This window comes from Zoogloea oryzae (assembly GCF_030161255.1).
Classification (GTDB): domain Bacteria; phylum Pseudomonadota; class Gammaproteobacteria; order Burkholderiales; family Rhodocyclaceae; genus Zoogloea; species Zoogloea oryzae.
Genome location: NZ_BSPX01000040.1, coordinates 26,685 through 44,219, shown reverse-complemented (window position 1 = coordinate 44,219; position 17,535 = coordinate 26,685). Strand labels below are relative to the sequence as shown.

The window sequence follows — 17,535 nt, the reverse complement described above, 5'->3', positions numbered from 1 at the left end:
TGCACTCGACGCTGGGCTACCTGCCGCCCACGGCCTATGAACGGAAAACCGCAGTACAGCACCCTATCGAGGTGTCCGGTATTACTTGACCACTACATGAGGTCCAATGCTGCACCTAAAAGGTGCAAGCGTGGGCCTTGGCGGTCCGACCTTGCGGGTCTGAGCTGCATGTGTGCAGGTCTGAGGTTCGGCATCGAACCTCCAGGGTGCAGGCGTGCCCAAAAAAGATGCACGCCTGCACCTCAGCGGTCCGACCTCGGATGTCCGAGGTCCGTGCATGCGGGTCTGAGGTCCGGCGCTGCACCTTTGAGGGGCATGGTCGGACCTCCGAGGAGCACGCGCGCCCCTTCGGTCAGTGTTGCAGGATCTTCGCCAGGAACTGCTGGGCGCGTTCGGAGCGCGGGTTGGCGAAGAAGGCTTCCTTGGTGTCGTCCTCGACGATGTGGCCGCGGTCCATGAAGATCACCCGGTTGGCCACCTTGCGCGCAAAGCCCATCTCGTGGGTGACGCACATCATGGTCATGCCTTCCTGGGCGAGCTCGACCATCACGTCGAGCACCTCGTTGATCATCTCTGGGTCCAGCGCCGAGGTGGGCTCGTCGAAGAGCATGCAGATCGGGTCCATCGACAGGGCGCGGGCAATCGCCACGCGCTGCTGCTGGCCGCCCGAGAGCTGGCCGGGGAACTTGTCGGCGTGGGCCTTGAGGCCGACCCGGTCGAGCAGCCCCACGCCCTTGGCGCGGGCTTCTTCCTTGCTGCGGCCGAGCACCTTCTCCTGGGCGATGGTGAGGTTCTCGGTGATGCTCATGTGCGGGAAGAGCTCGAAGTGCTGGAACACCATGCCCACCCGGCTGCGCAGCTTGGGCAGGTTGGTCTTCGGGTCGCCCACCGAGATGCCGTCCACGTGGATGGTGCCGGACTGGAAGGGCTCGAGGCCATTGACGCACTTGATGAGGGTGGATTTGCCCGAGCCGGACGGCCCGCAGACGACCACCACCTCGCCCTTGGCGACCCGGGTGCTGCAGTCGGTGAGCACCTGGAAGCTGCCGTAGTGCTTGGAAACCTTGTCGATCGTGATCATCTGGATTGAGTCCTAAACCGTCGCCATCCGCTTCTGCAGCCGCCGCACCACCTGCGACAGGGAGAAGCACAACACGAAATACACCGCGCCCGCAAAGAGCAGCAGCTCCACCAGCCGGCCGTCCCGGTCGCCCACCTTGTAGGCCGCGCCGAAGAAGTCGGCCAGCGCCGACACATACACCAGCGAGGTGTCCTGGAACAGCACGATGGCCTGGGTGAGTAGCAGCGGCACCATGTTGCGGAAGGCCTGGGGCAGCACCACCAGGCGCATCGCCTGGGCGTAGGTCATGCCCAGCGCCGACGCCGCCGACACCTGGCCCTTGGGCACGCTCTGGATGCCGGCGCGGATGATCTCGGAGTAATAGGCCGACTCGAACAGCGCGAAGCCCACCATCGCCGAGGTGAGCCGCACGTCGGTGTTGGGGGCGAGGTTGAGGAAACCCTTGAGCAGCTGCGGCACGATCAGGAAGAACCACAGCAGCACCATCACCAGCGGGATCGCCCGGAACAGGTTGACGTAGCCGGCGGCGAACCACGCCAGCGGCTTGATGGTGCCCAGGCGCATCAGCGCCAGCAGGGTGCCCCACACGATGCCGACGATCACCGCAGTGACGGTGATCTCCAGCGACACCTTCATGCCCTCCCATAGGAAGGGCAGCGCGCCGGGGATGGAGGACCAGTCGAATTCGTAGTTCATCGCATGCGTCTCCTCATTTGCCGCCGATGTAGCCCGGCACCCGGGTCCGCGCCTCGACCACCCGCATCAGGCTCATCACCACCACGTTGATGAGGAGGTAGAGCACCGTGACGGCGATGAAGGATTCGTAGGGCTGGGCGGTGTAATCCACCAGCTGGCGGCCCTGGGCGGCGAGCTCGAGCAGGCCGATGGTGGAGCACACCGCGGAGTTCTTGAAGATGTTGAGGAACTCGGAGGTGAGCGGCGGCACGATCAGCCGGAAGGCCATCGGCAGCAGCACGTGGCGGTAGGTCTGGCCGAGGGTGAAGCCCAGCGCGAGGCCGGCGCTCTTCTGGCCGCGGGGCAGGGCGTCGATGCCGGAGCGCACCTGCTCGCACACCCGCGCGCTGGTGAAGAAGGCCAGGCACACCATCGCCGCCACGAACTGCTGGGTGAGCGGATTGAGCTTCTGCTTGAAGGCGTCGCCCAGCCCGAAGGGCAGCAGCTCGGGCAGCACGAAATACCAGATGAACAACTGCACCAGCAGCGGAATGTTGCGGAAGATCTCCACATAGGCGCCGGCGAGCCGCGACAGGCCCTTGTGGGGCACGGTGCGCAGCACGCCCATCAGGCTGCCCAGCAAAAGGGCGATCACCCACGCCGAGAGGGACAGGGCCACGGTGGTCTGCAGCCCGGCCAGCATCCACCCCAGATAGGTGGTCTCGCCGGTCGGTACCGGGCTCGAGAAGATGCTCCAGTTCCAGTTGTAGCTCATGGCTTGGTGGGAAGTGGGAGGTGGGTAATGGGTAATGGGGAGTGGGGAGTGGGCGGGAGGGGACTGCAGGGTGTGGCGCCACCCCATTCCTTATTCCCTGCTACCCAGATGAATGAGTGGGCAATGGGAAATGGGAAATGGGGAGTGGGTGCTGGGAGGCCGGGAAAGGGGCTCCGCCCCCACTCCCTACTCCCCATTTCCCATCACTCGAACGGCTTGTCGTTGGGCGCCTTGTAGAGCTTGAGCATCGCGTCGGAGAGCGGGAAGTTGAGGTTCAGGCCCTTGGGCGGGATGGGCTGGGTGAACCACTTCTTGTAGATGGCTTCGGCTTCGCCGGAGGTCATGGCCTTGGACAGCGCGGCGTCGACCACTTTCTTGAAGCCTGGATCGTCCTTGCGCATCATGCAGCCGTAGGCTTCGAAGCTCTGGGGCATGCCGACCACGGCCCAGTCGGCGGGCTTCTTGGCCTTGGCGAGTTCGCCGTAGAGCAGGGCGTCGTCCATCATGAAGGCGACGGCGCGGCCCGTTTCCAGCGTGAGGAAGGCTTCGCCGTGATCCTTGGCGGAGATGATGTTCATGCCGAGCTTCTTGTCCTCGTTCATCTTGCGGATGAGGCGCTCGGAGGTGGTGCCGGCGGTGGTCACCACGTTCTTGCCGGCGAGATCGGGGAAGTCCTTCACGCCGGAATCCTTCTTGGTCATCAGGCGCGTGCCGATGATGAAGATGGTGTTGGAGAAGGCGACCTGGCGGGCCCGTTCGGTGTTGTGGGTGGTGGAGCCGCACTCGATGTCGATGGTGCCGTTCTGGACGAGGGGGATGCGGTTCTGGGAGGTGACCGGGGTGAGCTTGGTCTGGATGCTGGCGAGCTTGAGCTCGGCCTTCACCGCGTCGACCACCTTCAGCATCAGCTCCTGGCTATAGCCCACCACCTGCTGCTTGTCGTCGTAGTACGAGAAGGGGATCGAGGATTCCCGGTGGCCGAGGGCGATGGTGCCGGTTTCCTTGATCTTCTTGAGGGTCGGCGACTCCTGGGCCAGCACCGGTTGGGCCAGCAGGACTGCGGTGGTGACAAGGGCGAGTTTGGAAAGACGGGACATGGGCAGTTCCTCCGGTTCGGGATCGAGGGTTCGACAGGCTCGTTCGCACCGATTGTGCCCCAGCCGGCGCCGGCTGTGGGCGTCAATTGCAGGCCGGGCGCGGCTCTCAGTGGGCGACGAAGCGGGCCACCGGCACGCCGTCGGCGAGCAGCTCGAGCCGGTCGGCGGCCTGGATGCGGTGGGTGGCCCGGGAGAGCGCCTGGAGGAAGGCCGATTCGACCGCCATCTCCGGGCAGGCCATGCGGGTGGTGGCCAGCGGCAGGATGCTGAGGCCGGTGCCGCCCCAGCTGCGGTATTCGCCGCTCATGCGGTTGCAGCCGGTGGTGCCGGTGACCCGGCGCCGCTCGGCGTCGAACTGGATTGATGGGGCGCGCGGGCCGGCGGGCAGCGTGACGCTGCTGCCGGGCAGGCTATCGAGGGTCCAGCGCGTGGTGGGCAGGTCGGCCGCGTTGGGGCAGCCCTGGCCGGGCAGGGCGGGGTCGAAGCGGCCGACGATCAGCATCTCGATGCGGCCGGCTTCGGGGCCGGGGCGGGTTTCGAGGTGGCCGGCGAGGCTCACCGCCAGCGGGGCGGCGGGCTGGCTGCGGTGGGCGGCATAGGCCCGTTCCAGCGCCAGGTTGGCGCCTTCCTGGGCCACCGGCAGCCGGCGGCCGTCGCTGCAGCGGGTGAACAGGCCGGCATCGGCGAAGTACACGAAGATGCCGGTCTGCACGCCGGCCGGCTTCGCGTGGCTGTCGGGGGCCGCCAGCGCGGGGGCGCTGGCGGCGAGGCTGGCAAGCAGGGCGATGAAGACAGTGGGGCGCATGGCGGGCTCCGGAAGCGGCAAAGCCCCGATTATGCCGCCGTCACCCGCGCGTGGATCGCCTTGAGGTCGGCTTCGTCGAGGGTTTCGCGGGCCAGCAGGTCGCGGGCGGTGTCTTCGAGGATGGCCTGGCGCTCGGTGAGGATCGCCACGCTGCGCTCGAAGGCCCGGGCGACGATCTCGCGCACCGCGCAGTCGATCTCCCGGGCGGTCTCCTCGGAGTAGCTGCGCTCCTGGGGCGGGTTGGCGTTCTGGCCGAGGAAGTTGCTCTTCTCGGTGTCGTAGGCCACGTTGCCGAGCCCGGCGTGCATGCCGAAGCGCATCACGATGGAGCGGGCGATGCTGGTGACCTTCTGCAGGTCGTCGGAGGCGCCGGTGGAGACTTCGCCGAAGACGATCTGCTCGGCGGCGCGGCCGCCCAGCAGCACGGCCATCTTGTTCTCCAGCTCGGCGCGGGTCATCAGGAAGCGATCCTCGGTGGGGCGCTGGATGGTGTAGCCGAGGGCGCCCACGCCCCGCGGGATGATGCTGATCTTGTGCACCGGGTCGGTGCCGGGCAGGCCCATCGCCACCAGGGCGTGGCCCATCTCGTGGTAGGCGACGACGGTGCGCTCGTGTTCGTTGAGCACGCGGTTCTTCTTCTCGAGGCCGGCGACGATGCGCTCGACCGCCACGGTGAAGTCCTCCACCGTCACGCCCGTGCCATTGCGGCGGGTGGCCACCAGCGCGGCCTCGTTGCACAGGTTGGCGAGGTCGGCGCCGGAGAAGCCCGGGGTGAGGGCGGCGACCTTCTCGGCGTCCACGTCCGGTGACAGGGTGATCTTCTTCATGTGCACCGCGAGGATGGCGATGCGGCCCTTCTTGTCGGGGCGATCCACCAGCACCTGGCGGTCGAAGCGGCCGGCGCGCAGCAGGGCCGGGTCGAGCACTTCGGGGCGGTTGGTGGCGGCCAGCAGCACGAGGCCCGAGGACGAGTCGAAACCGTCGAGCTCGACCAGCAGCTGGTTGAGGGTCTGCTCCTTCTCGTCGTGGCCGCCCATCGCGAAGGCGCCGCGGGCGCGGCCCATGGCGTCGAGCTCGTCGATGAAGATGATCGCCGGGGCCTTGGCGCGGGCCTGCTCGAAGAGGTCGCGCACGCGGGCGGCGCCCACGCCGACGAACATCTCGACGAACTCGGAGCCGGAGATCGAGAAGAAGGGCACGCCGGCCTCACCGGCCACGGCCTTGGCGAGCAGCGTCTTGCCGGTGCCCGGCGGGCCGACCAGCAGCACGCCCTTGGGCACGCGGCCGCCCAGCCGGCCGTAGGATTTCGGGTCCTTCAGGAAGCCGACGACTTCCTTCAGCTCGTCCTTGGCCTCATCCACGCCGGCTACATCGTCGAAGGTGACGCCGGTGTTGGCTTCCACGTACACCTTGGCCTTGCTCTTGCCGAGGTTCATGAAGCCGCCACCGCCCATGCCCTGCTTGTCGGCGAACTTGCGCATGGCGAACATCCAGATGCCCACGAAGATCACCGCCGGCAGCACCCAGCCGATCACGTCCTTCAGCAGGGTGTTTTCCACCACGCCGGTGAACTTCACGTCGTACTGGGCGAGATCCTTGGCCAGCGCCGGGTCGACCCGGGTGGTCACGAACTTCTGGCGGCCGTCCTGCAGCGGGGTCTTGAGGCTGCCCTGGATGGTGTTGTCGGCGATGCTGATCTCGGTGACTTCGCCGGCCTTCACCAGCCGCTGAAACTCGCTGTAGGGCAGGGGTTCGACGGTGCGCACCTGCACCCACAGGTCGTGCAGGGTGAACACGGCAAACAGGGCGAACACGAAGTACCAGAGGCTGAACTGGGTTTTCTTTTCCATGGCAGGGCCGGATGAGACAGGTTTCGATTAGATGAGGCCGGTTCGGCCGGGTTCAAGGCGCGTTGCCGGCCGATGGGGCGTCAAAAAGGAAAAAGGCACCGCGAGGGTGCCTTTTTCTGGGTGCCGAGGGCGGCGATCAGCGGTTGTTGCCGCCGTTGCCACCGCCGCGGGGGCTGGTGAACAGCGCGGGCGGCTTCACCTCGCCGGGCTTGCGGCCGGTGAGGGTGACCGGCGAGCGACGGGCTTCGTCCAGCGCGGCGGGGGTGCCGCGGTTGGGGTTGCCGCCGTTGCCCTTGCCGCCAAAGCCGTTGCCGTGGCGGTGACCGCCCATGTTGGCTTCGGGGTCGCGGTAGTTGTTGCGGGCGCGGGGCTGGTAGTCGACGCGGTTGCCGAAATCGTCGTCCACCTGCGAGCCGCCCTCCTTGCGGGCGGGGCGCGGGGCCTGCTGGTTGCCGAGGCCTTCGCCCTGAGCCTGGGCCGGGCGGGCGCGCTGGCCCTGGCCCTGGGGCTTGGCGCCCTGGCGGGGCTGGCCGTCGCCCTGCTTCGGGCCACGGGCCTGGCCCTGGCCTTGAGCCTGGGCTTGTCCCTGAGCCTTGGGCTTGGCCTGTCCTTGCCCTTGTCCCTGGCGCGGGCCTTCGCCCTGCTTGGCGCCCTGGCCTTGCGGCTGGCCCTGGCGGTCGCCGCGGCTGCCACCGCGCTTGCCCTGGCCCTGACGGGGGCCCTGGGGTTCGCGGGGCGGACGCTCGTCGGATTCGGCCGGCGCGGCGGAGGGCACGAAGTCGGGCACCTCGACCTTGTCGATGAGGCGCTTCATGAGGCGCTCGATGTCCTTCAGGAGCGGCAGCTCGTCGCGATCGACCAGCGACACCGCGGCGCCACTGGAGCCGGCGCGGCCGGTGCGGCCGATGCGGTGGACGTAGTCTTCAGGCACGTTGGGCAGCTCGAAGTTGACCACCTGGGGCAGCTGGTCGATGTCGAGGCCGCGGGCGGCGATGTCGGTGGCGACCAGCACCTGCAGCTTGGCGTCCTTGAAGTCGGCCAGCGCGCGGGTGCGGGCCGACTGGCTCTTGTTGCCGTGGATGGCGGCGGACGGGATGTCGTGCTTGGCGAGGTATTCGGCCAGCTTGTTGGCGCCGTGCTTGGTGCGGGTGAACACCAGCACCTGGAACCACTGGTGCTTCTTGATGAGGAAGGCCAGCAGCTCGCGCTTCTGCTTCTGCGGGCACAGGTGCACCGACTGCTGGACGAGCTCGGACGCGGTGTTGCGGCGGGCGACCTCGACGAAGCCGGGGTTGTGCAGCAGGCCGTCGGCCAGGGCCTTGATCTCGTCGGAGAAGGTGGCCGAGAACAGCAGGTTCTGGCGCTTCTTGGGCAGCAGGGCGAGGATCTTCTTGATGTCGCGGATGAAGCCCATGTCGAGCATGCGGTCGGCTTCGTCCAGCACCAGGATCTCGACGCCGGAGAGGTCGATGGTGCCCTGGGTGTTGTGGTCGAGCAGGCGGCCGGGCGTGGCGACGAGGATGTCGATGCGCTTCTTGAGGCGGGTGATCTGCGGGTTGATGGCCACGCCGCCGAACATCACCATCGAGGTGAGGGGCAGGTGCTTGCCGTAGGTCTGGACCGATTCCTCGACTTGGGCGGCGAGTTCGCGCGTCGGGGTGAGGATCAGGCAGCGGGGGCGGCCGGGTTTCTGGTTATGGGCGTGGGCTTCGGAGAGCAGGTGCAGGATCGGCAGCGTGAAGCCGGCGGTCTTGCCGGTGCCGGTTTGCGCGGCAGCCATCAGGTCACCGCCGGCGAGCACTTGCGGAATCGCCTGGGCCTGGATCGGGGTGGGGGTGGTGTAGCCGGTTTCGGCGATGGCTTGCTGAATGGGGGCGCTGAGGGCCAGATCGGCAAAGCCGATCGTCCCTGCCGCTTGCGCGGCGGGCTGGGGTTGGGTCATTGGATTGTGTGCTCCTGCGACGGCCTGACCGCTTGAGATGAGCGGCACCAATCGGGGCGGGCGCAACGAGTGTTCGTGATCGCGTTTGGATCGGACGAAACGAATGATGGGAGGCCGGTACGCTGATTGGTTGGCGTACGGACGGCGGATTGTACGGCTTTGGCGGGGCTTGTGTTGACTTTTTTTGCGGTTTGATATGGCGCGGCGTGGAGTTCGTCCTCCCCGCCGCGCCATCCGCGCGGCCGGCTGGTCAGACCGGCAGGCTGTCGTCGAAGACCTGGTTCCAGAGGGCGCGCACGCCGGCGGCCATGTCGGCGACGAGGTCGGGGTCGACCCGCGAGGCCTGGTTGTTGAGGCGCAGGCCGTGCTGCAGGCGGCGGTACTCGCGGTAGCTGTCGGCGGCGACGGCGGCTTGATCTGCAGGGATCAGGCCCAGCTCGCCGGCCATCCCGAGCAGCGCGATGTTGCCCAGGTTGCCGGTGAGGCTGGGGTGGGCGTGGGAATAGCCGAGCACCAGATACTGGACGATGAACTCCACATCCACCAGCCCGCCGCGGTCGTGCTTGAGGTCGAAGAGGCTGGTCTTGTTGGGGTGGCCATCGAACATCTTCAGGCGCATGGCCATGACCTCTTCGCGCAGCTTGGCGAGATCCCGCTGCTGGCTGAGCACCTCGATGCGGATGGCCTCGAACTTGCGGCCGATGGCCGGATCGCCGGCGCAGAAGCGGGCGCGGGTGAGGGCCTGGTGTTCCCACACCCAGGCGTTCTCGAGCTGGTACTGGCGGAAGGCGTCGAGGGACACCACCATCAGCCCCGAGTCGCCGTTGGGGCGCAGGCGCAGGTCGGTCTCGAAGAGCTGGCCGGCGGGGGTCTGGGTGGATAGCCAGGTGTTGGTGCGCTGGCCGAGGCGGGTGTAGATCTCGGCGGCTTCGGGGGCATCGTCGTCATGGACGAAGACCATGTCGAGGTCGGAGGCGTAGCCGAGCTCCTTGCCGCCCAGCTTGCCGTAGGCGAGCACCGCAAACTGAGGCGCGTCCCGGTGGCGGTTCTTGATCTTGCGCCAGGAGCAGGTGACGGCCAGGTCCACCATGATGTCGGCCAGCGCCGAGAGGAAGTCGGCGTGGCGTTCGACGGTGAGCTTGCCGGCGATGTCCTTGGTGAGCAGGCGGAAGACCTGGGCGTGGTGCTGCTCGCGCATCAGGTCCATCTGGCGTTCCATGTCCGGCTCGAGCTCGTCGAGCTGGCGGGCCAGATCGGTGCGGAAGGCGGGCAGGTCGAGTTCCTCTTCGAGCATCCGCGGGTCGATGGCTTCGTCGAGCAGGATCGGGTGCTGGTTGAGGAACTGGGCGGCCCAGGCCGAGGCGCTCACCAGCTCGGCGATCTTGTGCACGGTTTGCGGATACTGCTGGAGCAGCGCCAGGTAGGCGCCCCGGCGGCTGATGGCGTCGAGCAGGTCGAGCAGGCGCTCGAAGGTGGCGTTGGGATGGGCGGTTTCGGCGGCTGCCTCGATGACCCGCGGGATCAGCGGGTCGAAGCGCTGCTTGATGGACGGCGGCATCTGCTGGTAGCGGTTGCCGCTGCGCAGGGTGGCGAGGCGCCGGGCGGCGGCGGCCGGGTCGGGGTAGCCGAGGCGCTGGAATTCCTCGGTGCCGCGGGCTTCGTCGCAGGCGGAGGCCCACAGGGTGTCGAGGTTGTGGCCGGCTTCGGTGGGGTTGCCGAAGACGCTGTTGAAGTGGCGGCCGACGGCCTCCCGGTGGTCGTCGAGTTCGGTGAGCAGGGCCTCGTAGGAGGCAAAGCTCATCGAGCGGGCGAGGATCGCCTGGTCGGCCGGGTTGGTGGGCAGGTTGTGGGTCTGGGCGTCGTCCATGTACTGCAGGCGGTGCTCGACCCGGCGCAGGAAGTCATAGGCGACGGCCAGCTCGCGCTCGGCCTCGGGCGTGACGATGCCGCGCTCGGCGAGCCGCGCCAGCACCTTGAGGGTGGGCTTGATCTGCAGCGCGGTGTCGCGGCCGCCGCGGATGAGCTGGAACACCTGGGCCAGGAACTCGATCTCGCGGATGCCGCCGGGGCCCAGCTTGACGTTGTTGGCCATGTCCTTGCGGGCCACTTCGCGGCGGATCTGGGCGTGCAGGTCGCGCATGGCGTTGATGGCGCCGAAATCCAGGTACTTGCGGAAGATGAAGGGGCGGGCGATGGCGTTGAGCTCGGCGCCGCGGATGCCGGTCATCACGCGGGCCTTGATCCAGGCGTAGCGCTCCCACTCGCGGCCCTGGGTGATGAAGTAGTTTTCGAGCATGTCGAAGCTCGCCACCAGCGGGCCGGAATCGCCGTTGGGGCGCAGGCGCATGTCGACTCGGAACACCTGGCCGTCGCCGGTGAGGTCGTTGAGGGCCTGGATGATGCCGCGGCCGAGCTTGGTGAAGAACTCGAAGTTGTCGATGATCTTGGGGCCGGCGGTGCTGCCGTCCTCGGGGTAGACGTAGATCAGGTCGATGTCCGACGAGACGTTGAGCTCGCGGCCGCCGAGCTTGCCCATCCCGATGATGATGAACTCCTGCTCCCGGCCGTCGGCCGACAGGGGTACGCCGTGGCGGGCGACGAGCTGTTCGCGCAGGATGTCGTGGGCGGCCTCGACGGCGATGTCGGCCAGCAGCGTCATCGTCTCGGTGACCTCGGTGAGATCGGCCAGGCGGGCGATGTCGCGCACCAGCACGTGGCAGATCACCCAGGCCCGCAGCCGGCGCAGGACGGGCTTGAGGGTGTTGTCGTCCACCTTCTCTTCGCGCAGGAAATCCCGCAGGGCTGCGGCGTCGAGGGGCTGGCCGATGCTGGCGGCGAGGCGCGGGCCGAGCCAGCTGCGGCTGTCGAGCTGGCGGCGCAGGAAACGCGAGCAGGCGAGGGCGTCTTCGATGGGCTTGGGCAGGCTGGCTGCCGGATCTTTGGGCTGTTCGGACATGGCGTGGGCCGATTGGTAGAATGGGCGATTGTCTATGTTCGCCCCGAGTTATGTCTGCCGGACTGATTTTCGTCAAGCCTGATGCCGGATGCGTCGGTGCGCCGCGGTGCGCTGTTGATCCCACCTGCGGCCCGCGCCTGCCTTCCGAGTGACCGAACGGCGATTCTCCCTGTCGTCCCTGCTGCACCTGCCGCGCTTCTGCCTGCATCGCCTGGCGGTGCTGGCGCTGGTGGCGTATTTCGTCGGCGGTGTGGCCTTCCTGGCCGTCCGTCACGGCGTGCTGCCCAACGTGCCGGCCTACCGGGGCGAGGTGGCCGATCTGCTGTCCCGCTCCCTCGGCCGACCGGTGGAGATCGCCAGCCTCACCGCCGACTGGGTCGGCCTGCATCCCACCTTCCGCATCGGCGGGCTCACCATCAAGGATGCCGCCGGCCAGCCTGCCCTGACCCTCGACCACGTGGAGGCGGAGCCGGCCTGGGTGTCGCTCCTGCTGATGCGGCTGCGCCTCAACCGGCTGGAGATCGATTCCCCCGATCTGGCCATCCGCCGCGACGCCGACGGGCAGATCTTCGTCGCAGGGCTGGCCGTGAAGACCGATGGCGAGAAGGGCGACTTCGCCCAATGGCTGTTCGACCAGCGCCGCATCCAGATCCGCAACGCTCGCCTCAGCTGGCGCGACGCCCTGCGCGGGGCTGACGAGCTGGTGCTCGACAAGCTGGAGTTCCGCCTCGACAACAGCGGCAGCCACCACCGGTTCGGCCTCACCGCCCAGCCGCCCAGTCGTCTGGCGGCCACCCTCGACCTGCGCGGCGACCTGCGCGGGCGCGATCCGGCCAAGCCCGCCGAATGGCGTGGCGAGCTCTACGCCGGGCTCGATTACGCCGATCTGGGCGCGTGGCGCCAGTGGGTGGATTACCCGCTGGCGGTCGAAGGCGCCGGCGGGCTGCGGGTGTGGTTCGAGTTCGCCGACGGCCGCGCCACCGGCGTCACCGCCGACTTCGCCCTCAGCAACGCCCGCGCCCGGCTGGCGAACGAGCTGGAGCCCATCCCGCTGGTGCGGGCGTCCGGGCGGCTGCGCTATCACGACGAGGGCGGTGTCACCGAAGCCAGCGGCCGCCAGCTCAGTCTCGAGAGCAAGGACGGCCTGAGCCTCGCGCCCACCGATTTCTTCCTCTCCCTGCGCGACAAATCCGGCGCCACGCCGGCCCGCGGCGAGTTCGTCGCCAACCGGCTCGACCTGGGCGTGCTGTCGCGGCTGGCGGAGCGTCTGCCCCTCGACCCTGCCGTCCGTGCCCGGCTCGCCAGTCTCGCGCCCCAGGGCAGCGTCGCGCCGGTTAACCTCAAGTGGAGCAATGACGCCGGGCGGCTGCTCAGCTACGCGGTGGATGCGCGCTTCGCCGGGCTCGGCATCGAGCCGGTGGGCGCGTGGCCGGGGTTCTCCGGGCTGTCGGGGCGGGTGGATGGCAACGAGCGGGGGGGGCGCTTCAACCTCACCGGCCGCGACGCCACGCTTGAGCTGCCGCAGATCTTCCCCCAGCCGCAGCTGGCCCTGGCCGAGATCTCGGCCGAAGGCAGCTGGAGCCATCCGGACGGGCGGCTGGAGGTGAGCCTCGCCAGCGCCAACTTTGCCAACCGCGACACCCGCGGTTCTGCCGCCGGGCGCTACCGCGCCCACGCCGACACGCCGGGCGAGATCGACCTGCAGGCGCGCCTCTCCGAGGCCGATGCTCGCGCCGTGTGGCGCTACATGCCGACGGTGGTGGGCAGCGCCGCCCGCGACTGGCTGCAGCACAGCCTCGTCGGCGGCAAGGCGCAGGACGCGCGGCTGGTGCTCAAGGGCGATCTGGCGAAATTCCCCTTCCGCAACCCGAAGGACGGCACCTTCCGTGTCACTGCCCGGGTGACCGACGGCCAGCTCGATTACGCCCAGGGCTGGCCGAAGATCGACGGCATCTCCGGCGAACTCCTCTTCGAGGGCGCGGGGATGAACATCAAGGCCCACCGCGGTCGCATCTTCGGCGCCGAGCTGAAGGACGTGAGCGTGGCGCTGCCGGATTTCGAGCACGACGCGGTGCTCACCATCAACGGCGCGGCGAGCGGCCCGAGCCAGGATTTCCTGCGCTTCATCGCCCAGAGCCCGGTGGGCGACAGCATCAACCACTTCACCGACCCCTTCCGGGTCGATGGCGCCGGCAACCTGAGCCTGCAGCTGGTGTTGCCGCTGCACCGGATGACCGAGTCGAAGGTGCGCGGCGAGTACGTCTTTGCCCGCAACCGGCTGCAGGTTGATCCGGCCTTGCCGGTCTTTGCCGATGCGGGCGGGCGGATCGGCTTCACCGAGAGCCAGCTCACGGTGAAGAACGGTGTCGCGAAGGTGCTGGGCGACGCGGTGAGCGTGGCCGGCGGCACCCGCCCGGACGGCAGCGTGGTGCTCAACGCCCAGGGCAGCCTGAGCGTTGCCGCGCTGCGCCAGGAGCTCGACCTGCCGCTCCTCGACCACCTTTCCGGCAGCGCCGCCTGGAAGGGCGCGGTGACGGTGCCCAAGAAGGGCGGCGTCGAGTTCGTGCTCGACAGCAACCTGCAGGGCGTGGTGTCCAGCCTGCCCGACCCGCTCAACAAGTCGGCCGCCGGCAGCCTGCCCTTCCGCTTCGAGATCAGCGTGCCGCCGGGTAGCGGCGGGGTGACGGGCGACGTGCTCAAGCTGGCCGCCGGGCCGGTCTTCCAGGCCCAGTTCCAGCGGCGCTTCGAGCACGGCAAGGCGATCATCACCCGCGGCGGGATCGCCCTCAACGAGCCGGTGCGGCTGGCCGACAAGGGCGTGCTGGTGGCCGCCACCGCCGACCGGCTGGATGCCGACGCCTGGCGCAAGGCGCTGGAGGGCAACCCCGAGCGGCAGCAGCGCCCGGCCGACCCGACGGGCACCGGCGATGCGGGTTTTCCGCTTTCCGGGCTGGCGCTCCGGGCCGGCGAACTTCGCATCCTCGGTCAGCGTCTCAGCGATGTGAATCTTCGGGCGGTGATGGAGGAAGGCGGCTGGCAGGCGCGGATGTCGAGCAAGGAGGCCACCGGCGACATCATGTGGCGCGACCAGGGCCGTGGCCGGCTCCAGGCCCGTTTCCGCCAGCTGGCGCTGGGAAGCGGCGCCAAGGATGGCGCGGCCGACACTTCCCGGCCCGACGAGGAACGCCTGTCCGAGCTGCCCGGGCTCGACGTGACCGCCGACAGCTTCGTGCTGCGTGGCCACCAGCTCGGCCGGCTCGAACTCAAGGCCGCCAACCGGGGCGACCTGTGGCGGCTCGACCAGCTCACCATCACCAACCCGGACGGCAGCCTGGCCGGCAAGGGCGTGTGGCGCCCGGGCGCCCGGGAGGAAACCCGGCTCGGCTTCAAGCTCGACGTGAGCAATGTGGAAAGGATGCTCGCCCGTCTCGGCTACCCCGAGGCCGTGCGGCGCGGCAAGGGCGAACTCGAAGGCGAAGTGGTGTGGCACGGCCCGCCGACCGCGCTGCACATCGCCAGTCTCGGAGGCAAGATGCGCGTGCAGGCAGAAAACGGACAGTTCGCCCAGCTCGAACCGGGCGTCGGGCGCCTGCTCGGCGTGCTCAGCCTGCAGGCGCTGCCGCGACGCATCACCCTGGACTTCCGCGACGTGTTTTCCGAAGGATTCGCCTTCGACCGCATTTCCGGTAGCATCCAGATGAACCAGGGCGTGCTCCGGACTGACGACCTCGAGATCCTCGGTCCCGCGGCGCGGGTGTTCATGAGCGGCGAGGCCGACGCCGGCCGCGAAACCCAGAACCTGCGGGTGCGCGTCCAGCCGACGCTGTCCGAGTCCGTCGCCTTCGGTTCTGCCATTGCGACCACCGGGGTGATCAATCCGGCGGTCGGTCTTGCGGCCTACCTTGTCCAGAAGGTGCTGCGCGACCCGGTGGAAAAACTGTTCAGCTTCGAATACGCCGTGACCGGGGGATGGTCCGATCCCAAGGTTGAAAAGATCTCCGCCGCGCCCGCCCCGGTGCCGCGCCGGGCCCCGGACCGCGCCGATCCATCCCGTGAGGATAAACAATGAGCGACCGCCCTTCCTGCCGTATCGCCGCCGTCCAGATGGTGTCGGGCCCCGATGTGGACGCCAACCTCGCCGAGGCCGACCGGCTGATCGGCGAGGCTGCCGCTGCCGGCGCGCGCCTCGTCGTGCTGCCCGAATACTTTCCGCTCATCACCCCTGACGAAACCGCCAAGGTGCGCATCCGCGAACGGGACAGCGACGGCCCGATCCAGGCCTTCATGAAAGACGCCGCGCGCCGCCACAAGGTGTGGCTGGTGGGCGGCTCCTGCCCGCTCGAAGCCGATGTGCCGGACAAGGTGCGCAACACCACCATGGTCTTCGACGACACCGGCCGGCGCGTGGCCCGCTACGACAAGGTGCATCTCTTTGGCTTTGTGCGGGGCGGCGAGCGCTATGACGAATCCGCCACCATCGAGCCGGGCAGCGATGTGGTCACCTTCGACGGCCCGTGCGGCACGGTCGGTTTGTCGATCTGCTACGACCTGCGTTTTCCCGAACTCTTCCGGGCGATGGGCGAGGTCGATCTGATCGTCCTGCCCGCCGCCTTCACCTACACCACCGGCCGCGCCCACTGGGAAGTCCTGCTGCGCGCCAGGGCCATCGAGAACCAGTGCTACGTGCTCGCCAGCGCCCAGGGTGGTGTCCACCCGGGCGGCCGGCGCACCTGGGGCGACAGCCTCATCATCGACCCCTGGGGCGAAATCGTCGCGCGACTGCCGGAAGGCCCCGGCGTGGTCGTCGCCGACCTGGACCCCGCCCGCATCGCCGAAGTCCGCGCCAGCCTGCCGGCCCTCAAACACCGAAAGATCAGCTGAAAGCCGCACCCGAACATGAGCAAGAATCCCCCGCAGAACCCCCTGAAGATCGCCAGCAAGCTGCTGCTCAAGCCCTACGACCTCGACTTCGAGGATCTCGACAAGGTCTTCGGCAAGCTCTTCCGGCACAAGCTCGACTACGCCGACCTGTACTTCCAGTACCACCGCTCCGAGGCCTGGAGCCTGGAGGAGGGCATCGTCAAGTCGGGCAGCTTCAACATCGAGCAGGGCGTCGGCGTGCGCGCCATCACCGGCGAGAAGACCGCCTTCGCCTACTCCGACGACATCAGCCTGAAGGCCCTGAAGGATGCCGCCGCGGCCACCCGCGCGATCGCCGACAGTGGCCGCCGCAAGGCCCACAAGATCGAGGCCGTCAAGAAAGGTCCGCCGGCCCTGTACCGCGCCGACAACCCCCACGGCTCGCTGGACGACGTGGCCAAGGTCAAGCTGCTGGAGCGCCTCGAAGCCATGGCCCGGGCCGAAGACCCGCGCGTCAAGGAGGTGATGGCGAGCCTGGTCGGCTCGTGGGAAGTCGTGCTGGTGGCGCGCAGCGACGGCCATCTGGCGGCCGACGTGCGCCCGCTGGTGCGGGTGTCGGTGAGCGTCATCATGGAAGAGAACGGCCGCCGCGAGCAGGGTTCCGGCGGCGGCGGCGGGCGCTACGACTACGGCTATTTCAGCGACGACGTGCTGGCGGGCTTCGCCAAGGCGGCGGTGCATCAGGCGCGGGTCAACCTGGGCGCCGGCCCGGCCCCGGCCGGCCTGATGACCGTGGTGCTCGGCAACGGCTGGCCCGGCATCCTGCTCCACGAGGCCATCGGCCACGGGCTGGAGGGCGACTTCAACCGCAAGGAAAGCTCGGCTTTCTGCGGCCGCATCGGCCAGCAGGTGGCCGCCAAGGGCGTGACGGTGGTGGACGACGGCACCCTGCCGGACCGCCGCGGCTCGCTCACCATCGACGACGAGGGCAACCCCTCCCAGCGCACCGTGCTGATCGAGGACGGCATCCTCACCGGTTACATGCAGGACATGCTCAACGCCCGCCTGATGGGCGTCGCGCCCACCGGCAACGGCCGCCGCGAATCCTTCGCCCATCTGCCCCTGCCGCGCATGACCAACACCATCATGCTGGCCGGCCAGCACGAGCCGGCGGAGATCATCGCGTCGGTGAAGAACGGCCTTTACGCCGCCAACTTCGGTGGCGGGCAGGTGGATATCACCTCCGGCAAGTTCGTGTTCTCCACGTCCGAGTGCTATCTCATCGAGGACGGCAAGGTCACCCGCCCGGTGAAGGGCGCCACGCTCATCGGCAACGGCCCGGACTGCCTCACCCGCGTCTCGATGATCGGCAACGACCTGGCGCTGGACCCGGGCGTCGGCACCTGCGGCAAGGACGGCCAGAGCGTGCCGGTGGGCGTCGGCCAGCCGACCCTGCGCATCGACGGGCTGACTGTGGGTGGAACTGGAGGTTGA

Annotated in this window: 11 protein-coding genes; 3 read left to right on the top strand and 8 right to left on the bottom strand. The window is 68.6% G+C overall.

What is annotated here, in order from left to right; genetic code table 11:
• Window positions 1-352: 352 nt before the first annotated feature.
• The 8 genes from QQK25_RS13730 to glnE all read right to left on the bottom strand — a co-directional run bounded on the left by QQK25_RS13730 (window position 353) and on the right by glnE (window position 11,181).
• Window positions 353-1,081: an amino acid ABC transporter ATP-binding protein gene (locus QQK25_RS13730; protein WP_284188420.1), complete on the bottom strand. Its 729-nt coding sequence runs from the start codon at window positions 1,079-1,081 to the stop codon at window positions 353-355.
• A gap of 12 nt (window positions 1,082-1,093) precedes the next feature.
• On the bottom strand, window positions 1,094-1,777 hold the full coding sequence (gene gltK / locus QQK25_RS13725; protein WP_284188419.1) for a glutamate/aspartate ABC transporter permease GltK: 684 nt from the start codon (window positions 1,775-1,777) through the stop codon (window positions 1,094-1,096).
• A gap of 13 nt (window positions 1,778-1,790) precedes the next feature.
• Window positions 1,791-2,531 carry an amino acid ABC transporter permease gene (locus QQK25_RS13720; RefSeq protein ID WP_284188418.1) on the bottom strand — a complete coding sequence of 247 codons (741 nt, stop codon included), beginning with the start codon at window positions 2,529-2,531 and terminating at the stop codon, window positions 1,791-1,793.
• Window positions 2,532-2,734: 203 nt separating this feature from the next.
• Window positions 2,735-3,628: a glutamate/aspartate ABC transporter substrate-binding protein gene (locus QQK25_RS13715; RefSeq protein WP_284188417.1), complete on the bottom strand. Its 894-nt coding sequence runs from the start codon at window positions 3,626-3,628 to the stop codon at window positions 2,735-2,737.
• Window positions 3,629-3,734: 106 nt separating this feature from the next.
• Window positions 3,735-4,433 carry an META domain-containing protein gene (locus tag QQK25_RS13710; protein WP_284188416.1) on the bottom strand — a complete coding sequence of 233 codons (699 nt, stop codon included), beginning with the start codon at window positions 4,431-4,433 and terminating at the stop codon, window positions 3,735-3,737.
• Between the two features lie 29 nt (window positions 4,434-4,462).
• On the bottom strand, window positions 4,463-6,283 hold the full coding sequence (gene ftsH / locus QQK25_RS13705) for an ATP-dependent zinc metalloprotease FtsH (protein ID WP_284188415.1): 1,821 nt from the start codon (window positions 6,281-6,283) through the stop codon (window positions 4,463-4,465).
• A gap of 136 nt (window positions 6,284-6,419) precedes the next feature.
• Window positions 6,420-8,225, bottom strand: coding sequence for a DEAD/DEAH box helicase (locus QQK25_RS13700; RefSeq protein WP_284188414.1), 1,806 nt, complete (start codon window positions 8,223-8,225; stop codon window positions 6,420-6,422).
• A 250-nt stretch (window positions 8,226-8,475) separates the two neighbouring features.
• Window positions 8,476-11,181: a bifunctional [glutamate--ammonia ligase]-adenylyl-L-tyrosine phosphorylase/[glutamate--ammonia-ligase] adenylyltransferase gene (gene glnE / locus QQK25_RS13695; RefSeq protein ID WP_284188413.1), complete on the bottom strand. Its 2,706-nt coding sequence runs from the start codon at window positions 11,179-11,181 to the stop codon at window positions 8,476-8,478.
• A 148-nt stretch (window positions 11,182-11,329) separates the two neighbouring features.
• On the opposite strand from glnE, the gene QQK25_RS13690 reads away from it, so the two are divergent.
• From QQK25_RS13690 to tldD, 3 genes are read left to right on the top strand one after another with little or no spacing between them, the layout of a single operon-like run.
• Window positions 11,330-15,250, top strand: coding sequence for a YhdP family protein (locus QQK25_RS13690; protein ID WP_284188412.1), 3,921 nt, complete (start codon window positions 11,330-11,332; stop codon window positions 15,248-15,250).
• The gene (locus QQK25_RS13685) at window positions 15,247-16,062 is read left to right on the top strand and encodes a carbon-nitrogen hydrolase family protein (RefSeq protein WP_284188411.1); all 816 of its coding nucleotides are present in this window, start codon (window positions 15,247-15,249) and stop codon (window positions 16,060-16,062) included. Before QQK25_RS13690 ends, QQK25_RS13685 begins: the two co-directional genes overlap by 4 nt.
• 15 nt (window positions 16,063-16,077) lie before the next feature.
• Window positions 16,078-17,535: a metalloprotease TldD gene (gene tldD, locus QQK25_RS13680; protein WP_284188410.1), complete on the top strand. Its 1,458-nt coding sequence runs from the start codon at window positions 16,078-16,080 to the stop codon at window positions 17,533-17,535.